At 64.3% G+C, this 15,563-nt stretch carries 13 protein-coding genes; 11 read left to right on the forward strand and 2 right to left on the reverse strand.

The features are described from left to right. Positions 1–492 precede the first annotated feature (492 nt). Entirely contained in the window at positions 493–942 is a 450-nt protein-coding gene (locus AC1KVG_RS09130; protein ID WP_481094194.1) for a hypothetical protein, read from the reverse strand. Positions 943–1,144: 202 nt separating this feature from the next. Here AC1KVG_RS09130 and AC1KVG_RS09135 point away from each other — a divergent pair, with 202 nt between their 5' ends. The 3 genes from AC1KVG_RS09135 to AC1KVG_RS09145 all read left to right on the forward strand — a co-directional run bounded on the left by AC1KVG_RS09135 (position 1,145) and on the right by AC1KVG_RS09145 (position 5,146). Beyond that, positions 1,145–1,387, forward strand: coding sequence for a hypothetical protein (locus AC1KVG_RS09135; protein ID WP_176339772.1), 243 nt, complete (start codon positions 1,145–1,147; stop codon positions 1,385–1,387). An 88-nt stretch (positions 1,388–1,475) separates the two neighbouring features. Further along, entirely contained in the window at positions 1,476–2,465 is a 990-nt protein-coding gene (gene hemB, locus AC1KVG_RS09140) for a porphobilinogen synthase (RefSeq protein ID WP_481094195.1), read from the forward strand. 161 nt (positions 2,466–2,626) lie between these two features. Continuing rightward, a complete protein-coding gene (locus tag AC1KVG_RS09145) occupies positions 2,627–5,146 on the forward strand; it encodes a PepSY domain-containing protein (RefSeq protein ID WP_481094196.1) in 2,520 nt (839 codons plus the stop codon). Positions 5,147–5,801: 655 nt separating this feature from the next. On the opposite strand, the gene AC1KVG_RS09150 is transcribed toward AC1KVG_RS09145, so the two are convergent. Then, positions 5,802–6,683, reverse strand: a complete 882-nt coding sequence (locus tag AC1KVG_RS09150; RefSeq protein WP_481094197.1) for a TolB family protein — start codon at positions 6,681–6,683, stop codon at positions 5,802–5,804. A 52-nt stretch (positions 6,684–6,735) separates the two neighbouring features. Between AC1KVG_RS09150 and aroE the strand changes: the two genes are divergently transcribed. The 8 genes from aroE (at position 6,736) to dusA (ending at position 15,317) form a co-directional block, all read left to right on the forward strand. Further along, the gene (aroE, locus tag AC1KVG_RS09155) at positions 6,736–7,587 is read left to right on the forward strand and encodes a shikimate dehydrogenase (protein WP_481094198.1); all 852 of its coding nucleotides are present in this window, start codon (positions 6,736–6,738) and stop codon (positions 7,585–7,587) included. Position 7,588: 1 nt separating this feature from the next. Continuing rightward, on the forward strand, positions 7,589–7,951 hold the full coding sequence (locus AC1KVG_RS09160; RefSeq protein WP_481094199.1) for a hypothetical protein: 363 nt from the start codon (positions 7,589–7,591) through the stop codon (positions 7,949–7,951). Beyond that, the gene (locus AC1KVG_RS09165) at positions 7,948–8,175 is read left to right on the forward strand and encodes a hypothetical protein (protein WP_481094200.1); all 228 of its coding nucleotides are present in this window, start codon (positions 7,948–7,950) and stop codon (positions 8,173–8,175) included. The genes AC1KVG_RS09160 and AC1KVG_RS09165 overlap by 4 nt, the downstream gene beginning before the upstream one ends. 117 nt (positions 8,176–8,292) lie before the next feature. After that, a complete protein-coding gene (gene dinG, locus AC1KVG_RS09170) occupies positions 8,293–10,425 on the forward strand; it encodes an ATP-dependent DNA helicase DinG (RefSeq protein WP_481094201.1) in 2,133 nt (710 codons plus the stop codon). Positions 10,426–10,695: 270 nt separating this feature from the next. Beyond that, positions 10,696–12,201 carry a catalase KatB gene (gene katB, locus AC1KVG_RS09175; protein ID WP_481094202.1) on the forward strand — a complete coding sequence of 502 codons (1,506 nt, stop codon included), beginning with the start codon at positions 10,696–10,698 and terminating at the stop codon, positions 12,199–12,201. A 59-nt stretch (positions 12,202–12,260) separates the two neighbouring features. Then, positions 12,261–12,836, forward strand: a complete 576-nt coding sequence (locus AC1KVG_RS09180) for an ankyrin repeat domain-containing protein (protein WP_481094203.1) — start codon at positions 12,261–12,263, stop codon at positions 12,834–12,836. Between the two features lie 710 nt (positions 12,837–13,546). Beyond that, positions 13,547–13,771 (forward strand): hypothetical protein, encoded by a 225-nt coding sequence (locus AC1KVG_RS09185; protein ID WP_006452100.1) that lies wholly within the window; start codon positions 13,547–13,549, stop codon positions 13,769–13,771. Between the two features lie 541 nt (positions 13,772–14,312). Then, a complete protein-coding gene (gene dusA, locus AC1KVG_RS09190; protein WP_481094204.1) occupies positions 14,313–15,317 on the forward strand; it encodes a tRNA dihydrouridine(20/20a) synthase DusA in 1,005 nt (334 codons plus the stop codon). The last annotated feature ends 246 nt before the right edge of the window (positions 15,318–15,563 follow it).

A 15,563-nucleotide genomic window follows, 5' to 3' on the forward strand; every position in this document is an offset into this window, starting at 1 on the left:
TAGCCAGGAGCCGCTACCCACGACCCGCTGATGGGATCGATAGGTAGCCAATTTTTATCGTTATCTTTGCAGCCTTGCGTACAGAACACGAAAGGATCGTTGTCGCGGCAGACGAGCGGTTGGTAAGTGCCCTTGGCTTGGACTTCAGCCTGCCCAATAAAAAATAACGCCAATATCCATATCAAGTTCTTCATCACTAATCCTTATGTTGAGGAGGTCAGTAAGGCGTTCGATAGAAAACGATGAGTCGCAATGCGCGCTTTCGGGCGTCTTAGCGCATCGATTTGTCTGTACCTAGCGCGTGACTGATGCAAACCGCTTTGTTCAGTAAGAATACTGTATCCGGTTTGGGGTTTCATCAGGCATGGGCGCGGCACGACATTGCACTTGACAATGCATTAGTGCTAGTCCTGCTAACAATAAGCTCCATCGTGGATGGCTGAATTAGTACCTCTCCACGATCAAGATATTTCGACGATGGAGACGTGCCTATTACTGCCCCTGCTCCTGTGACCGCGTTGCATCTGCTGCACCCGCAGGCACCCAGATCGCCATACCAGCCGCGCGTTTCTGCGTAGTCGGGATTCCGATCCCCAGCCCGCCGCCGACGCGGCCGCCGTAGCTGCCGCCGCCCACCGACAAGCCGCCGCCGGAGCGTTCGGAGCCTACGCCGACGATGACCACGCCGTTGGCGCCGAGCTTGGCGGCTTCGCGCTTCAGCCGCATGACGGCGGCATCGGTCTGGCCCTGGGTGCCGAAACCGGCCGCGCTGGTGGATTCGAGCTGGGCGATCTCCACCGAGCCGACCGGGGCGTTGGAGTACACCTGGACCTGCGCCGGGTCGATCGGCGCACGCGCCTGGCCCAGCATGACCTTGGAGCTGCTGGCGCAGCCGGCCAGGAGCATGGCGAGCCCAGCGGCGATGACGACATGCTTGTTCATGATGAAGCCCCCTGTTGAACGACAGTGACAGCGATGATCCGGCGCCCGGACTGAATCGCGCCGGACTTTGCCGCACCCTAGCCATGCCCATGTGAGGCTGCCGCCAAGCCGCCATTGGTCAGGGTGACCACCTGCCCACTGCGTCTTGGCGGGCGCGGCGCTAAGCTCAGGCCTTCTATGAATGACGAGGTGACACGTGGGATTGATCAGCCTGCTGTGGGGCATTGTGGCGCTGCTGTGGATGGTTCTGGCCTTTATCCCCTTGTTGGGTTGGGGCAACTGGTTCCTGATTCCGTTTGCGGCGGTGGGCGCGCTGATCGCGGCGATTGCGCTGCTGTTTACCTCGGCTGGCAACCGCGGGCGTGCCAAGACCGGCTTGCTGCTCAATGCCGTGGTGATTGTGGTCGGGGTGATCCGCCTGGGCCTGGGCGGTGGGGTGATCTGACCCGCTGGACGCGCTGCGACACAGCGTCGCAGCACGTCCAGCGACAGATGGCGGGCGTAAACTTGCCGGCTGCTGACAGGAGCCCACGATGGCCCATCCCCACTACCGTCCCCGCCGCATGCGCCATGACGCGTTTTCGCGTCGGTTGATGCGCGAAAACACGCTGACCACTGACGATTTGATCTGGCCGGTGTTCGTGCACGAGTTATCCGGCCGCGTGCCGATCGCGTCGATGCCGGGCGTGGAGCGCCTGTCGCTGGACGAATTGCTGCACGAGGCGGAAAACGCGCTGGAACTGGGTATTCCGGTGATCGATCTGTTCCCGGTGATCGACCCGTCCGGCAAAAGCCTGGACGCAGCCGAAGCCTGGAACCCGGACGGCCTGGCGCAGCGTGCGGTGCGTGCGCTGAAAGCGCGTTTCCCCGAGTTGGGCATCATGACCGACGTGGCGCTGGATCCGTACACCACGCACGGCCAGGACGGCATCATCGACGCCAAGGGCTATGTGCTCAACGAGATCACCGTCGAGGCGCTGGTCAGGCAATCGCTGTCGCATGCGCAGGCCGGCGTGGACATCATTTCGCCCTCGGACATGATGGACGGGCGCATCGGTGCGATCCGCCGCGCGCTGGATGCTGACGACCATCTCAACGTGCGCATCATGGCGTATTCGGCCAAGTACGCCTCGGCGTTCTACGGCCCGTTCCGCGATGCGGTGGGCAGCGCCGGCAATCTGGGCAAGGCCGACAAGACCACCTATCAGATGGACCCGGCCAACAGCGACGAAGCGATGCGCGAGATCGCGCTGGACCTGGAAGAGGGTGCGGACATGGTGATGGTCAAGCCGGGCATGCCGTATCTGGATGTGGTGCGGCGGGTCAAAGAAGAGTTCCGCGTGCCGACCTTCGCCTATCAGGTCAGCGGCGAGTACGCGATGCTCAAGGCCGCCGCCGCCAATGGCTGGCTGGACGAGCGCCGCTGCGTGCTGGAAGCGTTGATGGCCTTCAAGCGCGCCGGCGCCGATGGCGTGCTGACCTACTTCGCCCCGCAAGTGGCGCGTTGGTTGCGCGAGGGCTGATTCCCGTGCAGCCAGTACGCACGCGGATGACGGTGGGGATCGAGCAGTAATCAAGCGTGGCGTGCCGGCATTCGAATGCCGGGGCACCGCCAGCCGTGCGCCAAACTGCGATAACGATTCTCATCTACAATGGCGAGCCCACTGCTCCAGGCTGCTCGCGCGTGCCCAAGACCGTTCTGTTCCAACTGCACTGGCTGCTCGGCATCACTGCCGGGCTGGTGCTGTCGGTGATGGGGTTGACCGGCGCGTTGATGTCGTTCGAAAACGAGATCGTGCGGCTGGCCAATCCGGCCATCGCGCAGTTGGCCGAGCGGCATGCGGCGGGCGAGCGGCCGATGCCGATCGACGCGTTGCTGCGCAAGCTCGATTTGGACCAGCAGCAGGCGGTCACGCGCATGCTGATCGACCCCACCGGCGCGCGTCCGTCCACCGCACGCCTGGCCGGCAAAGGGGGCGGGCGGGTGTATTTCGATCCGTATACCGGCGAACAGGTCGCCGCTCCGCGGTTGAGCGGTGCGTTTGCATTTATCGAAGATCTGCATCGCCACCTGACTGCCGGCAAGCGCGGCCAGGCAGTGACCGGTGCAAGCACCTTGATCCTGCTGTTCTTCTGCGCATCGGGCCTGTATCTGCGTTGGCCGCGACGTTGGTGGAGTCTGCGCACCTGGTGGGCGGTGGAATGGCGTCGGCAGGGGCGCAGTTTTCTGTGGAGCCTGCACGCGGTGTTCGGCACCTGGTGTCTGCTGGTGTATCTGCTGGTTGCGCTGACCGGACTGACCTGGTCCTACACCTGGTATCGCGATGGCATGGTGGCTTTGCTCGGCACCGAGCCGGCGATGCGCGGCGACGGGCGCGATCATCGGCCGGCGACGGTGGATTTCGCAGCCGTGCAGCGCACTCTGGATTCCGTTCCGGCCACGCGCACGTCTGCGCTGGATCTGCGTATTCCCCCTCGTGTGGGGCAACCGCTGAGCGCGCGATTCCTGCCCGACAATCCCGACCACGATCGTGCTTACGACAATCTGGAAATCGATCCGGCCAGAGGCACGCTGCTGAAACGCCAGGACTACGCATTGCTGCCGTACGGGCAGCAGTTGCTGGTCAGCATGTTTCCACTGCATTCGGGCAGTTTCTTCGGTCTGCCGGGCCGCATCGTGGTGATGCTGGCCAGTGTCGGCATGTCGGTGTTCTTCGTCACCGGCTGGATGCTGTACCTGGATCGCCGTCGCAAGAAGCGCGAACTGCGCGCCGCGCGCGTTGTATTGCACAGCGCACCGGCGGCCTCGCAGGCCGAGCCGTGGTTGATCGGATTCGCCAGTCAGAGTGGATTCGCCGAGCGCCTTGCCTGGCAGGCGGCCGGGCATTTGCAGGCCGCCGGTCTGCCGGTGCAGGTGCGCTCGCTGGCGCAGCTGGACGCGCAGCACCTGCAAGGCACCCGGCATGCGCTATTCGTGGTCAGCACCTTCGGCGATGGCGAGCCGCCGGACGCGGCGCGCGGCTTCGAGCGTGAGTTGCTGCGTCAGCGGCTGGCGTTGCCGCAGCTGGCGTATGCGGTGCTTGCGCTGGGCGACCGCCAATACGCGCAGTTCTGCGGGTTTTCGCGGCGCATCGAGCAATGGTTGAACAGCCAAGGCGCGCAGCCGTTGTTCCCCGCGGTGGAAATGGACAACGCCGATCCGCAGGCCCTGGCGCAGTGGCATGCGCAGTTGGGGCAGATCGCCGGCGCACCGGTTGCCGCCGTCCCATTGACGCGCCCGACGCTGATGCACTGGACACTGTCATCGCGCACCCACCTCAACCCGGGCAGCGAAGGTGCGCCGATCTGGCGCATCGATCTGCATCCACCTGCCGATGCGCACTGGCAGGCCGGCGACATCCTCGAAGTGCAGCCCGCGCATGCCGACGTGCAGGTGCGCGCCTGTCTGGCTGCGTGGGAGCTGCAGCCCGATGCGCTGGTGCATGTGCACGCGCAGCTACTGCCGCTGCAGCAAGCCGCTGCCGAGCGCGTGTTGCCGGAACCACCAGCAACGCCGCCGGCCTCCACGCCCGATCCACAAACGTGGCTGGATGCCTGCGCCTGGCTCCCCACCCGCGACTACTCGCTGGCCAGCGTGCCGGCCGATGGCACCGCAACCACGGTGGTGCGCCTGACCACCTGCGCCGATGGCAGTCCCGGTCTTGGCTCGGGTTGGCTGATCTGCCATGCGCTCGTGGGTGCGCCAGTGCATGCGCGGCTGCGCACCAATCCCGGTTTCCATCGCGTCGAACACGCGCCGATGGTGTTGATCGGTAACGGCACCGGCATCGCCGGCTTGCGCAGCTTGTTGCGTGAAGCCGAACTGGCCGGGGTGCACGGACATTGGTTGCTGTTCGGCGAACGTCATGCCGCGCACGACCGGCTGTTTGCCGACGAACTGCAGGCCTGGCAGCGCAGTGGTCATCTGCAGCAACTGGATTGGGTGTTCTCGCGCGACCAGGCGCACAAGCGCTACGTGCAGCATCAACTGCGCGAAGCCGGCGATGCGCTACGCCACTGGATCGATCGCGGCGCGGTGATGTACGTCTGCGGCAGCCTGGACAGCATGGCGCGTGAAGTCGATGCCGCGCTGCGCGAGATCCTGGGTGAGACGCGATTGGAGTCGTTGACCGCAGCGGGGCGTTATCGGCGCGATGTGTATTGAGCTCGGTCATGACCACTGTGTCGCAGCCTTAGAGTGGCTGACAACACGTAAAAAATCCGGTTGGTCGAGGGCGCGGTGCCCTCACCGCTCGCGGGACACGCCGTAAATCCGTCCATGGAGGCTCGGTGGCGGCATCCATGCCGCCACACGGTCCCGCAATCAGCGAGGACACCGCACCAGGAAGTTTTCTGGCTGCTTTGTTAAGAGCCATCTGTTAGTCGGCTTTCTTTGGAAAACTGATCGGACTGCCCGTTTCCCGAAACAACGCAAGTCACACATTGCCTGCACTTTGCACACCGACCATCTCGACTGGTCCTTGTCCGCCCACCGTCGCGGGACCTTGCGCGGCATGGATGCCGCGTAAGAGCCTACACGGACGTACTTGCGGCGTGTCCCGCGACGGTGGGCGGACAAGGGCCCTGCAGCCAAGTTGAAGATCATCGGCTCTACAAATGATCCATCTGCATTGTCTAAACGCTCCTTACTTGCAGCGTGTCCCGCGATGGCGGGCGGGCAAGGACCCTGCAGCAAATCCACAAATCTGCCGCAGCTCAGCCAAGCCTCAGCGAAGACCCGGATCATCCGCCCTGCAACGCACCGGCGTGATGTAAGTTTTGTCAGCCGCTCTCAGTCTGATTCGCGCATCCACTCACCCTCAACGGCAACTGGCATCCCCATCCACCACCGGCGCCTTCATCCGGTAGATATCCAGTTGCCCGGCACGCGGTGCACGCGCGCTGCCCGTCACCAGCAACTCGCCCGGCTTGGCTGCATCCACCACCGCCCCGAAAGTGCGTTCCTGCGGCCCGTTGAACGACAGCGGCAATGCCTGGCCCGCGCCGTAATGCCCGTTCTTGCACGTCGCCAGCAATAACTGGCTGGGCCCATCTGTCTGCCCGCGCGCCCACACCAGCCCGCGCCCATCGCCGAGCCAGGCCGCATCCAGCTCATCGTCAGCGCTGTTGATGTCGCTCAACGGCGCCGGTGCAACGAAGGCCTGCCCGTCCCAACGTGCCACGAATACGTCCATGCCGCCGGCACCGCCGTGCCCATCGCTGGCGAACAGCAATCGCGTGCCATCCAGGGACAGGGTCGGGGAGCGCTCGTTGCCCCGGCTGTTGACCGCCGCTCCCAGCGATTGCACTGCACCGATCCCGCCCTGCGCATCCACCGGCGCGCGATACAGATCCGCGCCACCGGCACCGCCGTGCCGGGTGGAGGCGAACAGCAGCCAGCGGCCATCGGCACTGAACAATGGCGAGGTCTCGTCCTGCGCGGTGTTGATCGGCAGCGGCTGCGCGTTCTGCCAAAGCCCGCCGCTCAGTTGGGCCTGCCACAGATCCCAACCGCCGGCACCCCCGGCGCGGTCGCTGGCCCAGACGATGCGCTGGCCGTCCGGGCTCAACGTGGCGTGTGCTTCGTTGGCCGGCGTGGAGACCACGCCCATGCCTTCGATGCCGAACTCGGCAAGCCCCGACGCAGCCGGGACGAAGAGTAAACTTGCCGCCAGCGCGAGCAGCGTCCATCGGTATTGCATGCGGTGTTCCTGCCTAAAGTCGCGCACAGTCTAGTCAACCAGAGAACGTTTCATGCCCGTATCCCGTTATGCCGTGTTCGGTCACCCCGTCGCCCATTCGCTGTCGCCGGCCATCCATGCCGACTTCGGGAAGCAGACCGGCATCGCGCTGGACTACACCGCCATCGACGCGCCGCCGGAGGAATTCACCGCCGCGCTGGAGCGCTTCGCCGAGGCAGGCGGCAAGGGCGCCAACGTCACCTTGCCGCTGAAAGAGGCCGCCTGTGTATTGTCGGCCAGCCTGAGCGATCGCGCGCGGCTGGCTGGCGCGGTCAACACGCTGGTGCGCAACGACGGCCAGTGGCAGGGCGACAACACCGATGGCGCCGGCCTGGTGCGCGATCTCACCGACCGCCACGGGCTGGATCTGCGCGGTCGTCGCGTGTTGCTGCTGGGCGCCGGTGGCGCCGCACGCGGCGTGGCGCCGGCATTGCTGCAAGCCGGCATCACCGAAATGGTGGTGGTCAATCGTTCGCCCGAGCGCGCCGATGCGCTGTGCGATGCGCTGGGCGAACCGGCACGGGTGATGTCGCGCTATATCGAAGACCTGCGCGATTTGGGCGACTTCGAGCTGATCGTCAACGCCACGGCCGCCGGGCGCGATCGCGACGCTGGTGCGTTCTCGCTGCCGCTGGGGCTGGTCAACAGCCTCACCGCAGCGGTCGATCTCAACTATGGCGAAACCGCCATTGCCTTCCTGGCCTGGGCACGTGCGGCGCAATGCCGCTACGCCATCGACGGCCTGGGCATGCTGGTCGAGCAGGCGGCCGAAAGCTTCGCGCTATGGCACGGCGTGCGCCCGGACACCAACCCGGTCTACGCCGCGCTGCGCGCACGCGATGCCGTCCTGATCAGCGCCGACTGAGGTGGGCAGCGTGACCGCCACCGATATCCTGCTGACCCTGGTCACCAGCCTGCTGTCGCGCGTGCCGCTGTTGATCGCCTTGCTGTTGGGGCTGGTGCTGCTGTGGCGTGCCCAACGCGGGTCGCTGCGGTGCGCCGGGCTGGCCGCGCTGTGGGTGCTGCTGGGCTGTTTGCTGGCTGAAGTCGCCTTTCAGGCCATTCCGATGCTGTTGCTGCAACAAGGCAATGTGCGCCAGATCAGCATGGTGGTCGGTGTCGCACATTTCGTGCTGATGGCCGTGCAGGCCGTGGGCATCGGCGTGCTGGTGTGGACGCTGGCGCTCAGCCTGCAACGCTCACCGCCCGCAGCCAGCGAGCGGCCATGATTCCGATCAAGGCCCTGGGGTTGACCATGGTCGGCCTGGTCAGCAGTGGCCAAGGCATGTGGACGCTGCTGTATCCAGACAACCTGGCGGCGGTCAACCGGGGCGGCAGCTTGTACGAACGCTTCGGGCCGACCGGTGTGGGCGCCGGCATGCTGGTCATGGGCCTGGCGATGGTGGTGATCGGCGTGGTGTGGGCGCGCTACGCCTGGCCGCGACGTACCTAGAGTGGCGAACAAAACTGCGCAGTAGTTTTGATGGACACTCTTAGGTAAAGACAACCGCGTTCAGTTGTTCCGCACGCCGGTCGCAGCCGCTGCGCCGGTCCGTGCGAAAATAGCGCGATGAGTGAAGTCGCCCCACCGGCCGCGCCGTCGGCGCCCGTCCCTCCCCAGCGCAGCCTGACCGATCCGGTCAAGGCCAGCATCCGCGAGGCTTACGCCAAGCTGCAGGCCAACACGCCCGGCTTCGCCACGCGGCGGGCGCAGAGTCAGATGATCGGCCTGGTCTCGCGCGCACTTGCCACCTCCGGCGGCATCGGCATTGCCGAGGCGCCCACCGGCGTCGGCAAGAGCCTGGGTTATCTCACTGCCGGCGTGCCGATCGCCCTGGCCACCAAGAAAAAGCTGGTGATCAGCACCGGCACCGTGGCCTTGCAATCGCAGCTGGTGGAGCGCGATATCCCGGCCTTCCTCAAGGCCACCGGCCTGGAAGCGACCGTGGCACTGGCCAAGGGCCGCACGCGCTATCTGTGCACCCGGAATGCGGCTGAACTCGAAGGCGACACCAGCCAGAACGCCATGTTCGAAGACGAGCAGGCGCTCTACGACCGCCCGCTCAGTCCCGTCGATGCCGACCTGGCCAAACGTCTGGCCAAGGCCTACGCCGCGCGTACCTGGAACGGCGACCTGGATGACGCGCCCGAACAGGTCTCGGTACCGCTGCGCATGCGCATCACCACGCCGGCCTCCGGTTGTGCGGGCCGCCGCTGCAGCTACGCCGCGCAGTGCCCGGTGCTGAAGGCGCGCACCGACGTGCGCGAGGCGCAGATCGTGGTCACCAACCACGCCTTGTTGCTGTCGTCGCTGTCGCTGGGCGATGCCGAAAACGGCCAGCCGTTGATCGCCCCGCCCGCCGATATGCTGCTGGTACTCGACGAAGGCCATCACATCGCCGGCGTGGCAATCGACCAGGGCGCGGCCAATCTGCCATTGGACGAAATGGCCAGGCGCACCGGCCGGTTGCAGATTCTCATCGCCGCCGCATACCGCGCGGTGGACAAGGACAAGATCGGCAACCTGTTGCCCAACGAAGCGATCGAGGTCGCCGCGCGCGTTTCCAAATTGCTCAAGGCCTTCCATACCGAAGTCGAACACGTGTGGAAGCCCGAACCCGGCGAGCGCGATCCGCTGTGGCGCGCGGCCAACGGCAAGTTGCCGCCGCAGTGGGGCCCGGCGATCGAAGAACTCGGCGAAGAAACCCGCGCGCTGTTCAACTGGGTGCATGCCGCGCACAGTGCGATCGCCAAGGGCAAGCAGGACGATTCGGCGCGCGAACGCCTGCAGCGCAGTCTCGGCATGGCCTTGGAAATGGCCGAGCAGCAACACAATCTATGGAGCGGTTGGCGACGCGAAGACAAGGAAGGCCAGCCGCCGATGGCGCGTTGGATCACCCTGTCGCGCGATGGCGATCTGATCTGCCATTGCTCGCCGGTGTCGGCCGCGCAGGTGCTGCGCACGATGATCTGGAACGAAGTGGATTCGGTGGTGATGACCTCGGCCACGCTCACCGGCGGCGGCGATTTTCAATCCTTCGCCATCGACAACGGCTTGCCCGATCACGCCGAAATGGCCTCGCTGGCCTCGCCGTTCGACCTGCCCAATCAGGCCGAATTGATCGTGCCCAATTTCCCGGTTACCCCAGACGATCGCGAAGGCCACCCGAAGGAAGTCGCGCGTTATCTGGTGCGCGAGCTGGATTGGACGTCCAAGGGCAGCATCGTGCTGTTCACCTCGCGCTGGAAGATGGAAAAGGTCGCTGACCTGATGCCGCTGGCGCAGCGCAACCGCGTGTTGGTGCAGGGCGAGGGCAACAAGTCGCAACTGATCACCGAACACATGCGCCGCATTGCCGCCGGCGAGGGCTCGGTGCTGTTTGGCTTGAACTCGTTCGGCGAAGGCCTGGATCTGCCCGGCGATGCCTGCACCACCGTGGTCATCACCCAGGTGCCGTTCGCGGTGCCGACCGACCCGCAGACATCGACCTTGAGCGAATGGCTGGAAAGCCGGGGTCATAACGCCTTCAACCTGATCGCCATCCCGCACGCGCTGCGCACACTCACGCAATTCGCCGGCCGCTTGATCCGCAGTTCCAACGACCACGGCCGCGTGATCATTCTTGATTCGCGCCTGCTCACGCGCCGCTACGGCAAACGCATCATCGACGCGCTGCCGCCGTTCAAGCGGGTGATCGGTTGATTGGCTGATCGAACCTTGCGACGCAGCATTGCTTGAAGCGTCATGCGCGCTTGCGTGACGCAATACGAAGTTCGTCAGTTCACGCATCAGATTGGCAATGCCGTTATCTGCAACCTGGTGCCCGCATATTTGGCGATGCATATCACGCTACACAGTCATCATCATGTTCGCCTATCGCTGCGATCATAACTAACGACTTCTCACACTTCGGCCTGCTGGCCATGATTCAGTTCCTTCAAACGAGCTGACGCCATGCGCCCTGGATCCCTCATGGTGCTAGCCCTGCTAGCCCCGACGCTGATCGCCCCACCGGTCTTCGCCCAATCCGTTCTGACCCGCGACAATGGCGCCAAGGTCGGTGACAACCAGAATTCCCAGACTGCCGGCCCGACCGGCCCGGTGTTGCTGCAGGACGTGCAGCTGATCCAGAAGCTGCAGCGCTTCGATCGCGAGCGCATCCCGGAGCGTGTGGTGCATGCCCGCGGCACCGGCGTCAAAGGCGAGTTCACCGCCACTGCCGATCTGTCCAGCCTGACCAAAGCCAAGGTGTTCAGCGCCGGCGAAAAGACCCCGGTGTTCGTGCGCTTCTCCTCGGTGGTGCACGGCAACCATTCGCCTGAAACGTTGCGCGACCCGCACGGGTTTGCCACCAAGTTCTATACCAGCGAAGGCAACTGGGATCTGGTCGGCAACAACTTCCCCACCTTCTTCATTCGCGATGCGATCAAGTTCCCCGACATGGTCCACGCGTTCAAGCCGGACCCGCGCACCAACCTGGATGACGATTCGCGTCGTTTCGATTTCTTCTCGCACGTGCCCGAAAGCACGCGCACGCTGACGCTGCTGTATTCCAACGAAGGCACGCCCGCTGGCTATCGCTTCATGGACGGCAACGGCGTGCATGCCTACAAGCTGGTCAATGCGCAGGGTGAAGTGCACTACGTCAAGTTCCATTGGAAGACGCTGCAAGGCATCAAGAACCTCGATCCCAAGCAGGTTGCCGCGGTCCAGTCCAAGGACTACAGCCACCTGACCAACGATCTGGTCGGTGCGATCAAGAAGGGCGACTTCCCGAAGTGGGACCTGTACGTGCAGGTGCTCAAGCCGGAAGACCTGGCCAAGTTGGATTTCGATCCGCTGGATGCCACCAAGATCTGGCCGGATGTGCCAGAGCAGAAGGTCGGCCAGATGGTCTTGAACAAGAACGTGGACAACTTCTTCCAGGAAACCGAGCAGGTGGCGATGGCGCCGGCAAATCTGGTGCCGGGCATCGAGCCGTCGGAAGACCGTCTGCTGCAGGGCCGTATCTTCTCCTACGCCGACACCCAGCTGTATCGCATCGGTACCAACGGCCTGAGCCTGCCGGTCAACCGCCCGCGTGTGGCCGTCAATAACGGCAACCAGGACGGCGAAGCCAACACCGGACACACCACCAGCGGCGTGAACTACGAGCCGAGCCGCCTGGAGCCGCGTCCGCAGGACACCGCTGCGCGTTACAGCGAGCTGCCGCTGTCGGGTACCACCCAGCAGGGCAAGATCACCCGCGAGCAGAACTTCAAGCAGGCTGGCGAGTTGTATCGGTCCTACAGCAAGAAGGATCGTGCCGACCTGGTGCAAAGTTTTGGCGAGTCGCTGGCCACTACCGACACCGAGAGCAAGCATCTGATGCTGTCGTTCCTGTACAAGGCCGACCCTGAGTACGGCACTGGCGTGACCCGCGTTGCCAAGGGTGACCTGGCTCGCGTCAAGCAGCTGGCCTCCAGCCTGCAGGACTGATCCACCCGACGGCATCGCGGCCTGTGCCGCGGTGCCGTCCTCGTTTTCGGGAGAGCCACATGCGCACCCTGCTATTTCTGATGCTCGGCACCTTGTCTGCGGTTGCCAACGCTGCTTCACCCGCGTCTGTCCCTGCCAGTACCACGAATGCGACCACCAACCCTGCGCAGATCAAGCTGCAGTTGCGCGAGTATTTTTTCGATGCGGCACGCGAAGGTCGGCAGGACATGCTCGCCGAGTTCATCCGCTCGCATTACGACCTCAACACTCGCGACGAGAAGGGCTACACCGCCTTGATCCTGGCCGCCTATCACGGCCAGCGCCCGGCGGTGGAGCAGTTGCTCAATGCCGGCGCCGACCCATGTGCGCAGGACAAACGCGGCAACACTGCGCTGATGGGCGCCATCTTCAAGGGCGAGCTGGGCATCGCCAAACGGTTGATGCAGGCCGATTGCGCCCCGGACCAGCGCAACAATGCCGGCCAGACCGCGGCCATGTACGCGGCACTGTTTCAACGCACCGATGTCCTCAAGGATCTGGCTGCCAAAGGCGCAGACCTCAGCCTCAAGGACGGGCAGGGCAACGATGTGACCAAGCTGCAACGCGGCGAGTTCGCCACCGCTCCGGTGCGCTGAAAGCACACTGGTGATGCCAGGGTGCGCTCCGCGTGCCTTGCTTGCTGAACTGCCGCAGGTGCGGCACAGCCAGCGCCTACAGCCCCACGGCACCTGTTGAGGCAGCACAGCGTTGAGCATGCTCGGCCGCCAGGTGCTGCCCGAGCGTCGCGCACTCCCGGCATGTGACGTCTTTGGCGAATCCTTCGGTAGTACCTAGCAAGCGCTCAGCGGCGGCGGCATAGTTCCGCTCTGGTAAACCTGCGCCTTGTTCTCCGCGCCGAGAGGACCAGTACCCATTGCGGCGCGTTGTAGCGCACGCAGGCAGCCGCACGCAGCGGCGACCATCATCCCAGCTCTCCGACAGTCGTCAGGTCTTGATCACCAGATCTTCCGGTTCTCAGGAGCCCCTGCGCCACCCGTCGTAGATATGCACAGCGGCCGGTCCATCGGCGCGGTCGCCCATCTGCCTGCCGAGAGTCGAAAAAGAGCTTCTCTGCGGCCGCCGGTTTTCTGCCGTGCGCGCGTTGGAACTCTGGCGGTGGTGGTGATTTTTCTGCCACCACGTCAGGAATTTTCTGACGCTGAAACCTTTGTGCGCCAAGGCTTTGACATAAATCTGAGCGCGCGCTGACTTGCTTGAAATTCATTGAAAAAAACCGCAGAAAACAGTTCAAGAAAGCGCGGGCAACGCCGATGCTGAAGCTATCGCACCTTGGAACCCCCGGACCATGAAGCTCGATCCTTCCATCCCTTTCCTGATGTCCCTGCTCGCCATGGTGCTGTGCACCGCCACCGCCGTCGTGGCGCTGGTGTTCGGCCAGGTGCATGTCCTCGCTACCTCGTGGAGCTTCTACACCGTGCTGGGCACCGCCCTGATCACGCTGGTCGCCTCCTACCACGCACTCGGCAAGCCGCTGACTGCCGAAGAGCGCGTTGGTTTCCGCAACCCGTAAGTGTTGCTCACGTCCAGGCGAAGCGCGCAATCGCGCTGACGCCAGCATTGGACGCAAGAAATCCTGCTTGTAAGCAATGATGTAGCGCGTTCGCTCGACAGGGGCGGGCGCCGCCAGGGACAGCAGCATCCTGCTCGGCGAACGCTACACCCACGGCCAGACTCAGCCGGTCAAACTGGCCCACGCCACCGCTGAGACGGCGCGATGCAGGCAACTAGCGATGCCGCTCGACGGCACTCGGACTTGGCGAGCTGGAGCAAAAACAGCGCGAGCGCGATGGCGTTCTCCGCTCCGACGGCAGATGTGGCCGTGATGCTGGGCGCTCAAGCGCGCCTCCAGCGCAATCCATAACGCTCGCATCGTGTTCGAACCTGTCGATACGCTGTCGATCGCATGATGCTGCGAACAGCTGATCCTCCAGAAGATCTGACAGCCAAGAGCTTCGGCATGGCTCATGCGCTGCGGCAGATTCATCGATGCACGTGTAAGCTGTTGATCCTGCTCTGCATTCCGATGGCCGCTCACGGCGGCCAATTTGTCGATGACCGCTTCCGCCGATCGTTACGCCGCTTCCTTGCGTCTGTCCGTCGCCCCGATGATGGACTGGACCGACCGCCATTGCCGCGTGTTTCATCGCCTGCTGGCGCCCTCCGCGCGGCTGTACACCGAGATGGTGCACGCCAACGCGGTGATCCACGGCGATCGCACACGGCTGATCGGCTTCGATCCGGTCGAGCATCCACTTGCGCTGCAACTGGGCGGCAGTGAACCGGCCCTGCTCGCGCAGGCTGCAGCGATCGCGCAAGAGTGGGGCTATGACGAAATCAACCTCAATTGCGGCTGCCCCTCCGATCGCGTGCAGGCCGGGCGTTTTGGCGCCTGCCTGATGCGCGAGCCGGCGCTGGTGGCCGAGTGCGTTGCCGCCATGTGCGCGGCAACGACGCTGCCGGTCACGATCAAGTGCCGCCTGGGCGTGGACGACGATGACGACTATCTGGTGTTCGCCAGTTTTGTCGATCAAATCGTCGCGGCCGGCGCTGCCATGGTGGTGGTGCATGCGCGCAACGCCTGGCTCAAGGGCTTGTCGCCCAAGGAAAACCGCGAGGTGCCGCCGCTGCGCTACGACTGGGCCTATCGCCTCAAGCAGGAGCGCCCCCAACTACCGGTGGTCATCAACGGTGGCATCGCTGCGGTGGACACCGCGCTGGAACACCTGCAACACACCGACGGCGTCATGCTCGGCCGTGCGGCCTACCACGACCCTTACGTGCTGCACTGCCTGGACGCGGCACTGAATCAGCGCCCGGAACAATCGCGCGAGGCATTGCTACGCGCGCTGCAGCCCTATGTAGAGTCCCAGCTGGAGCAAGGACTGGCGCTGAAGCACATCACCCGACATGTTCTGGGACTCTTCCATGGGCAGCCCGGCGGACGCGCATTCCGCCAGGTGCTGAGCGAGGGCGCACACCGCCCTGGCGCCGGATGGGAGCTGGTCGAGCAGGCATTGCAGCGCACCGATACGCACGCCTGGCGCGTTGTCGCCTGAGAGTGGTCCGGCACTTGCATAGCCTGAACCAGCGCTTGAACGGCCGCATTTGTTAGCCCACAGCGCGGCAGCCACGACCGCGAGAGCGAGCGCAGGCAAGGCTTTCGGTCTCAAATGGCGTTCATTTCACTGAACCGCGTTAACACGAAGCTAAAAAGTTCAGATCGGATTCACCCCCCAAAATCAAGAATTTGAGTCTATTCTCGGGCTCGACCACGCTGTGACGCATGGCCGGTTTCACGAATT

The organism is Xanthomonas sp. NCPPB 3959, from assembly GCF_056675575.1.

What these genes read in the sequence shown, in the direction of transcription:
- katB (WP_481094202.1), top strand. Translation starts at nt 10,696, where the DNA reads ATGGTGCTAGCCCTGCTAGCCCCGACGCTGATCGCCCCACCGGTCTTC.
- AC1KVG_RS09180 (WP_481094203.1), top strand. Translation starts at nt 12,261, where the DNA reads ATGCGCACCCTGCTATTTCTGATGCTCGGCACCTTGTCTGCGGTTGCC.
- AC1KVG_RS09165 (WP_481094200.1), top strand. Translation starts at nt 7,948, where the DNA reads ATGATTCCGATCAAGGCCCTGGGGTTGACCATGGTCGGCCTGGTCAGC.
- dusA (WP_481094204.1), top strand. Translation starts at nt 14,313, where the DNA reads ATGACCGCTTCCGCCGATCGTTACGCCGCTTCCTTGCGTCTGTCCGTC.
- AC1KVG_RS09130 (WP_481094194.1), bottom strand. Translation starts at nt 942, where the DNA reads ATGAACAAGCATGTCGTCATCGCCGCTGGGCTCGCCATGCTCCTGGCC.
- dinG (WP_481094201.1), top strand. Translation starts at nt 8,293, where the DNA reads ATGAGTGAAGTCGCCCCACCGGCCGCGCCGTCGGCGCCCGTCCCTCCC.
- AC1KVG_RS09150 (WP_481094197.1), bottom strand. Translation starts at nt 6,683, where the DNA reads ATGCAATACCGATGGACGCTGCTCGCGCTGGCGGCAAGTTTACTCTTC.
- hemB (WP_481094195.1), top strand. Translation starts at nt 1,476, where the DNA reads ATGGCCCATCCCCACTACCGTCCCCGCCGCATGCGCCATGACGCGTTT.
- aroE (WP_481094198.1), top strand. Translation starts at nt 6,736, where the DNA reads ATGCCCGTATCCCGTTATGCCGTGTTCGGTCACCCCGTCGCCCATTCG.
- AC1KVG_RS09185 (WP_006452100.1), top strand. Translation starts at nt 13,547, where the DNA reads ATGAAGCTCGATCCTTCCATCCCTTTCCTGATGTCCCTGCTCGCCATG.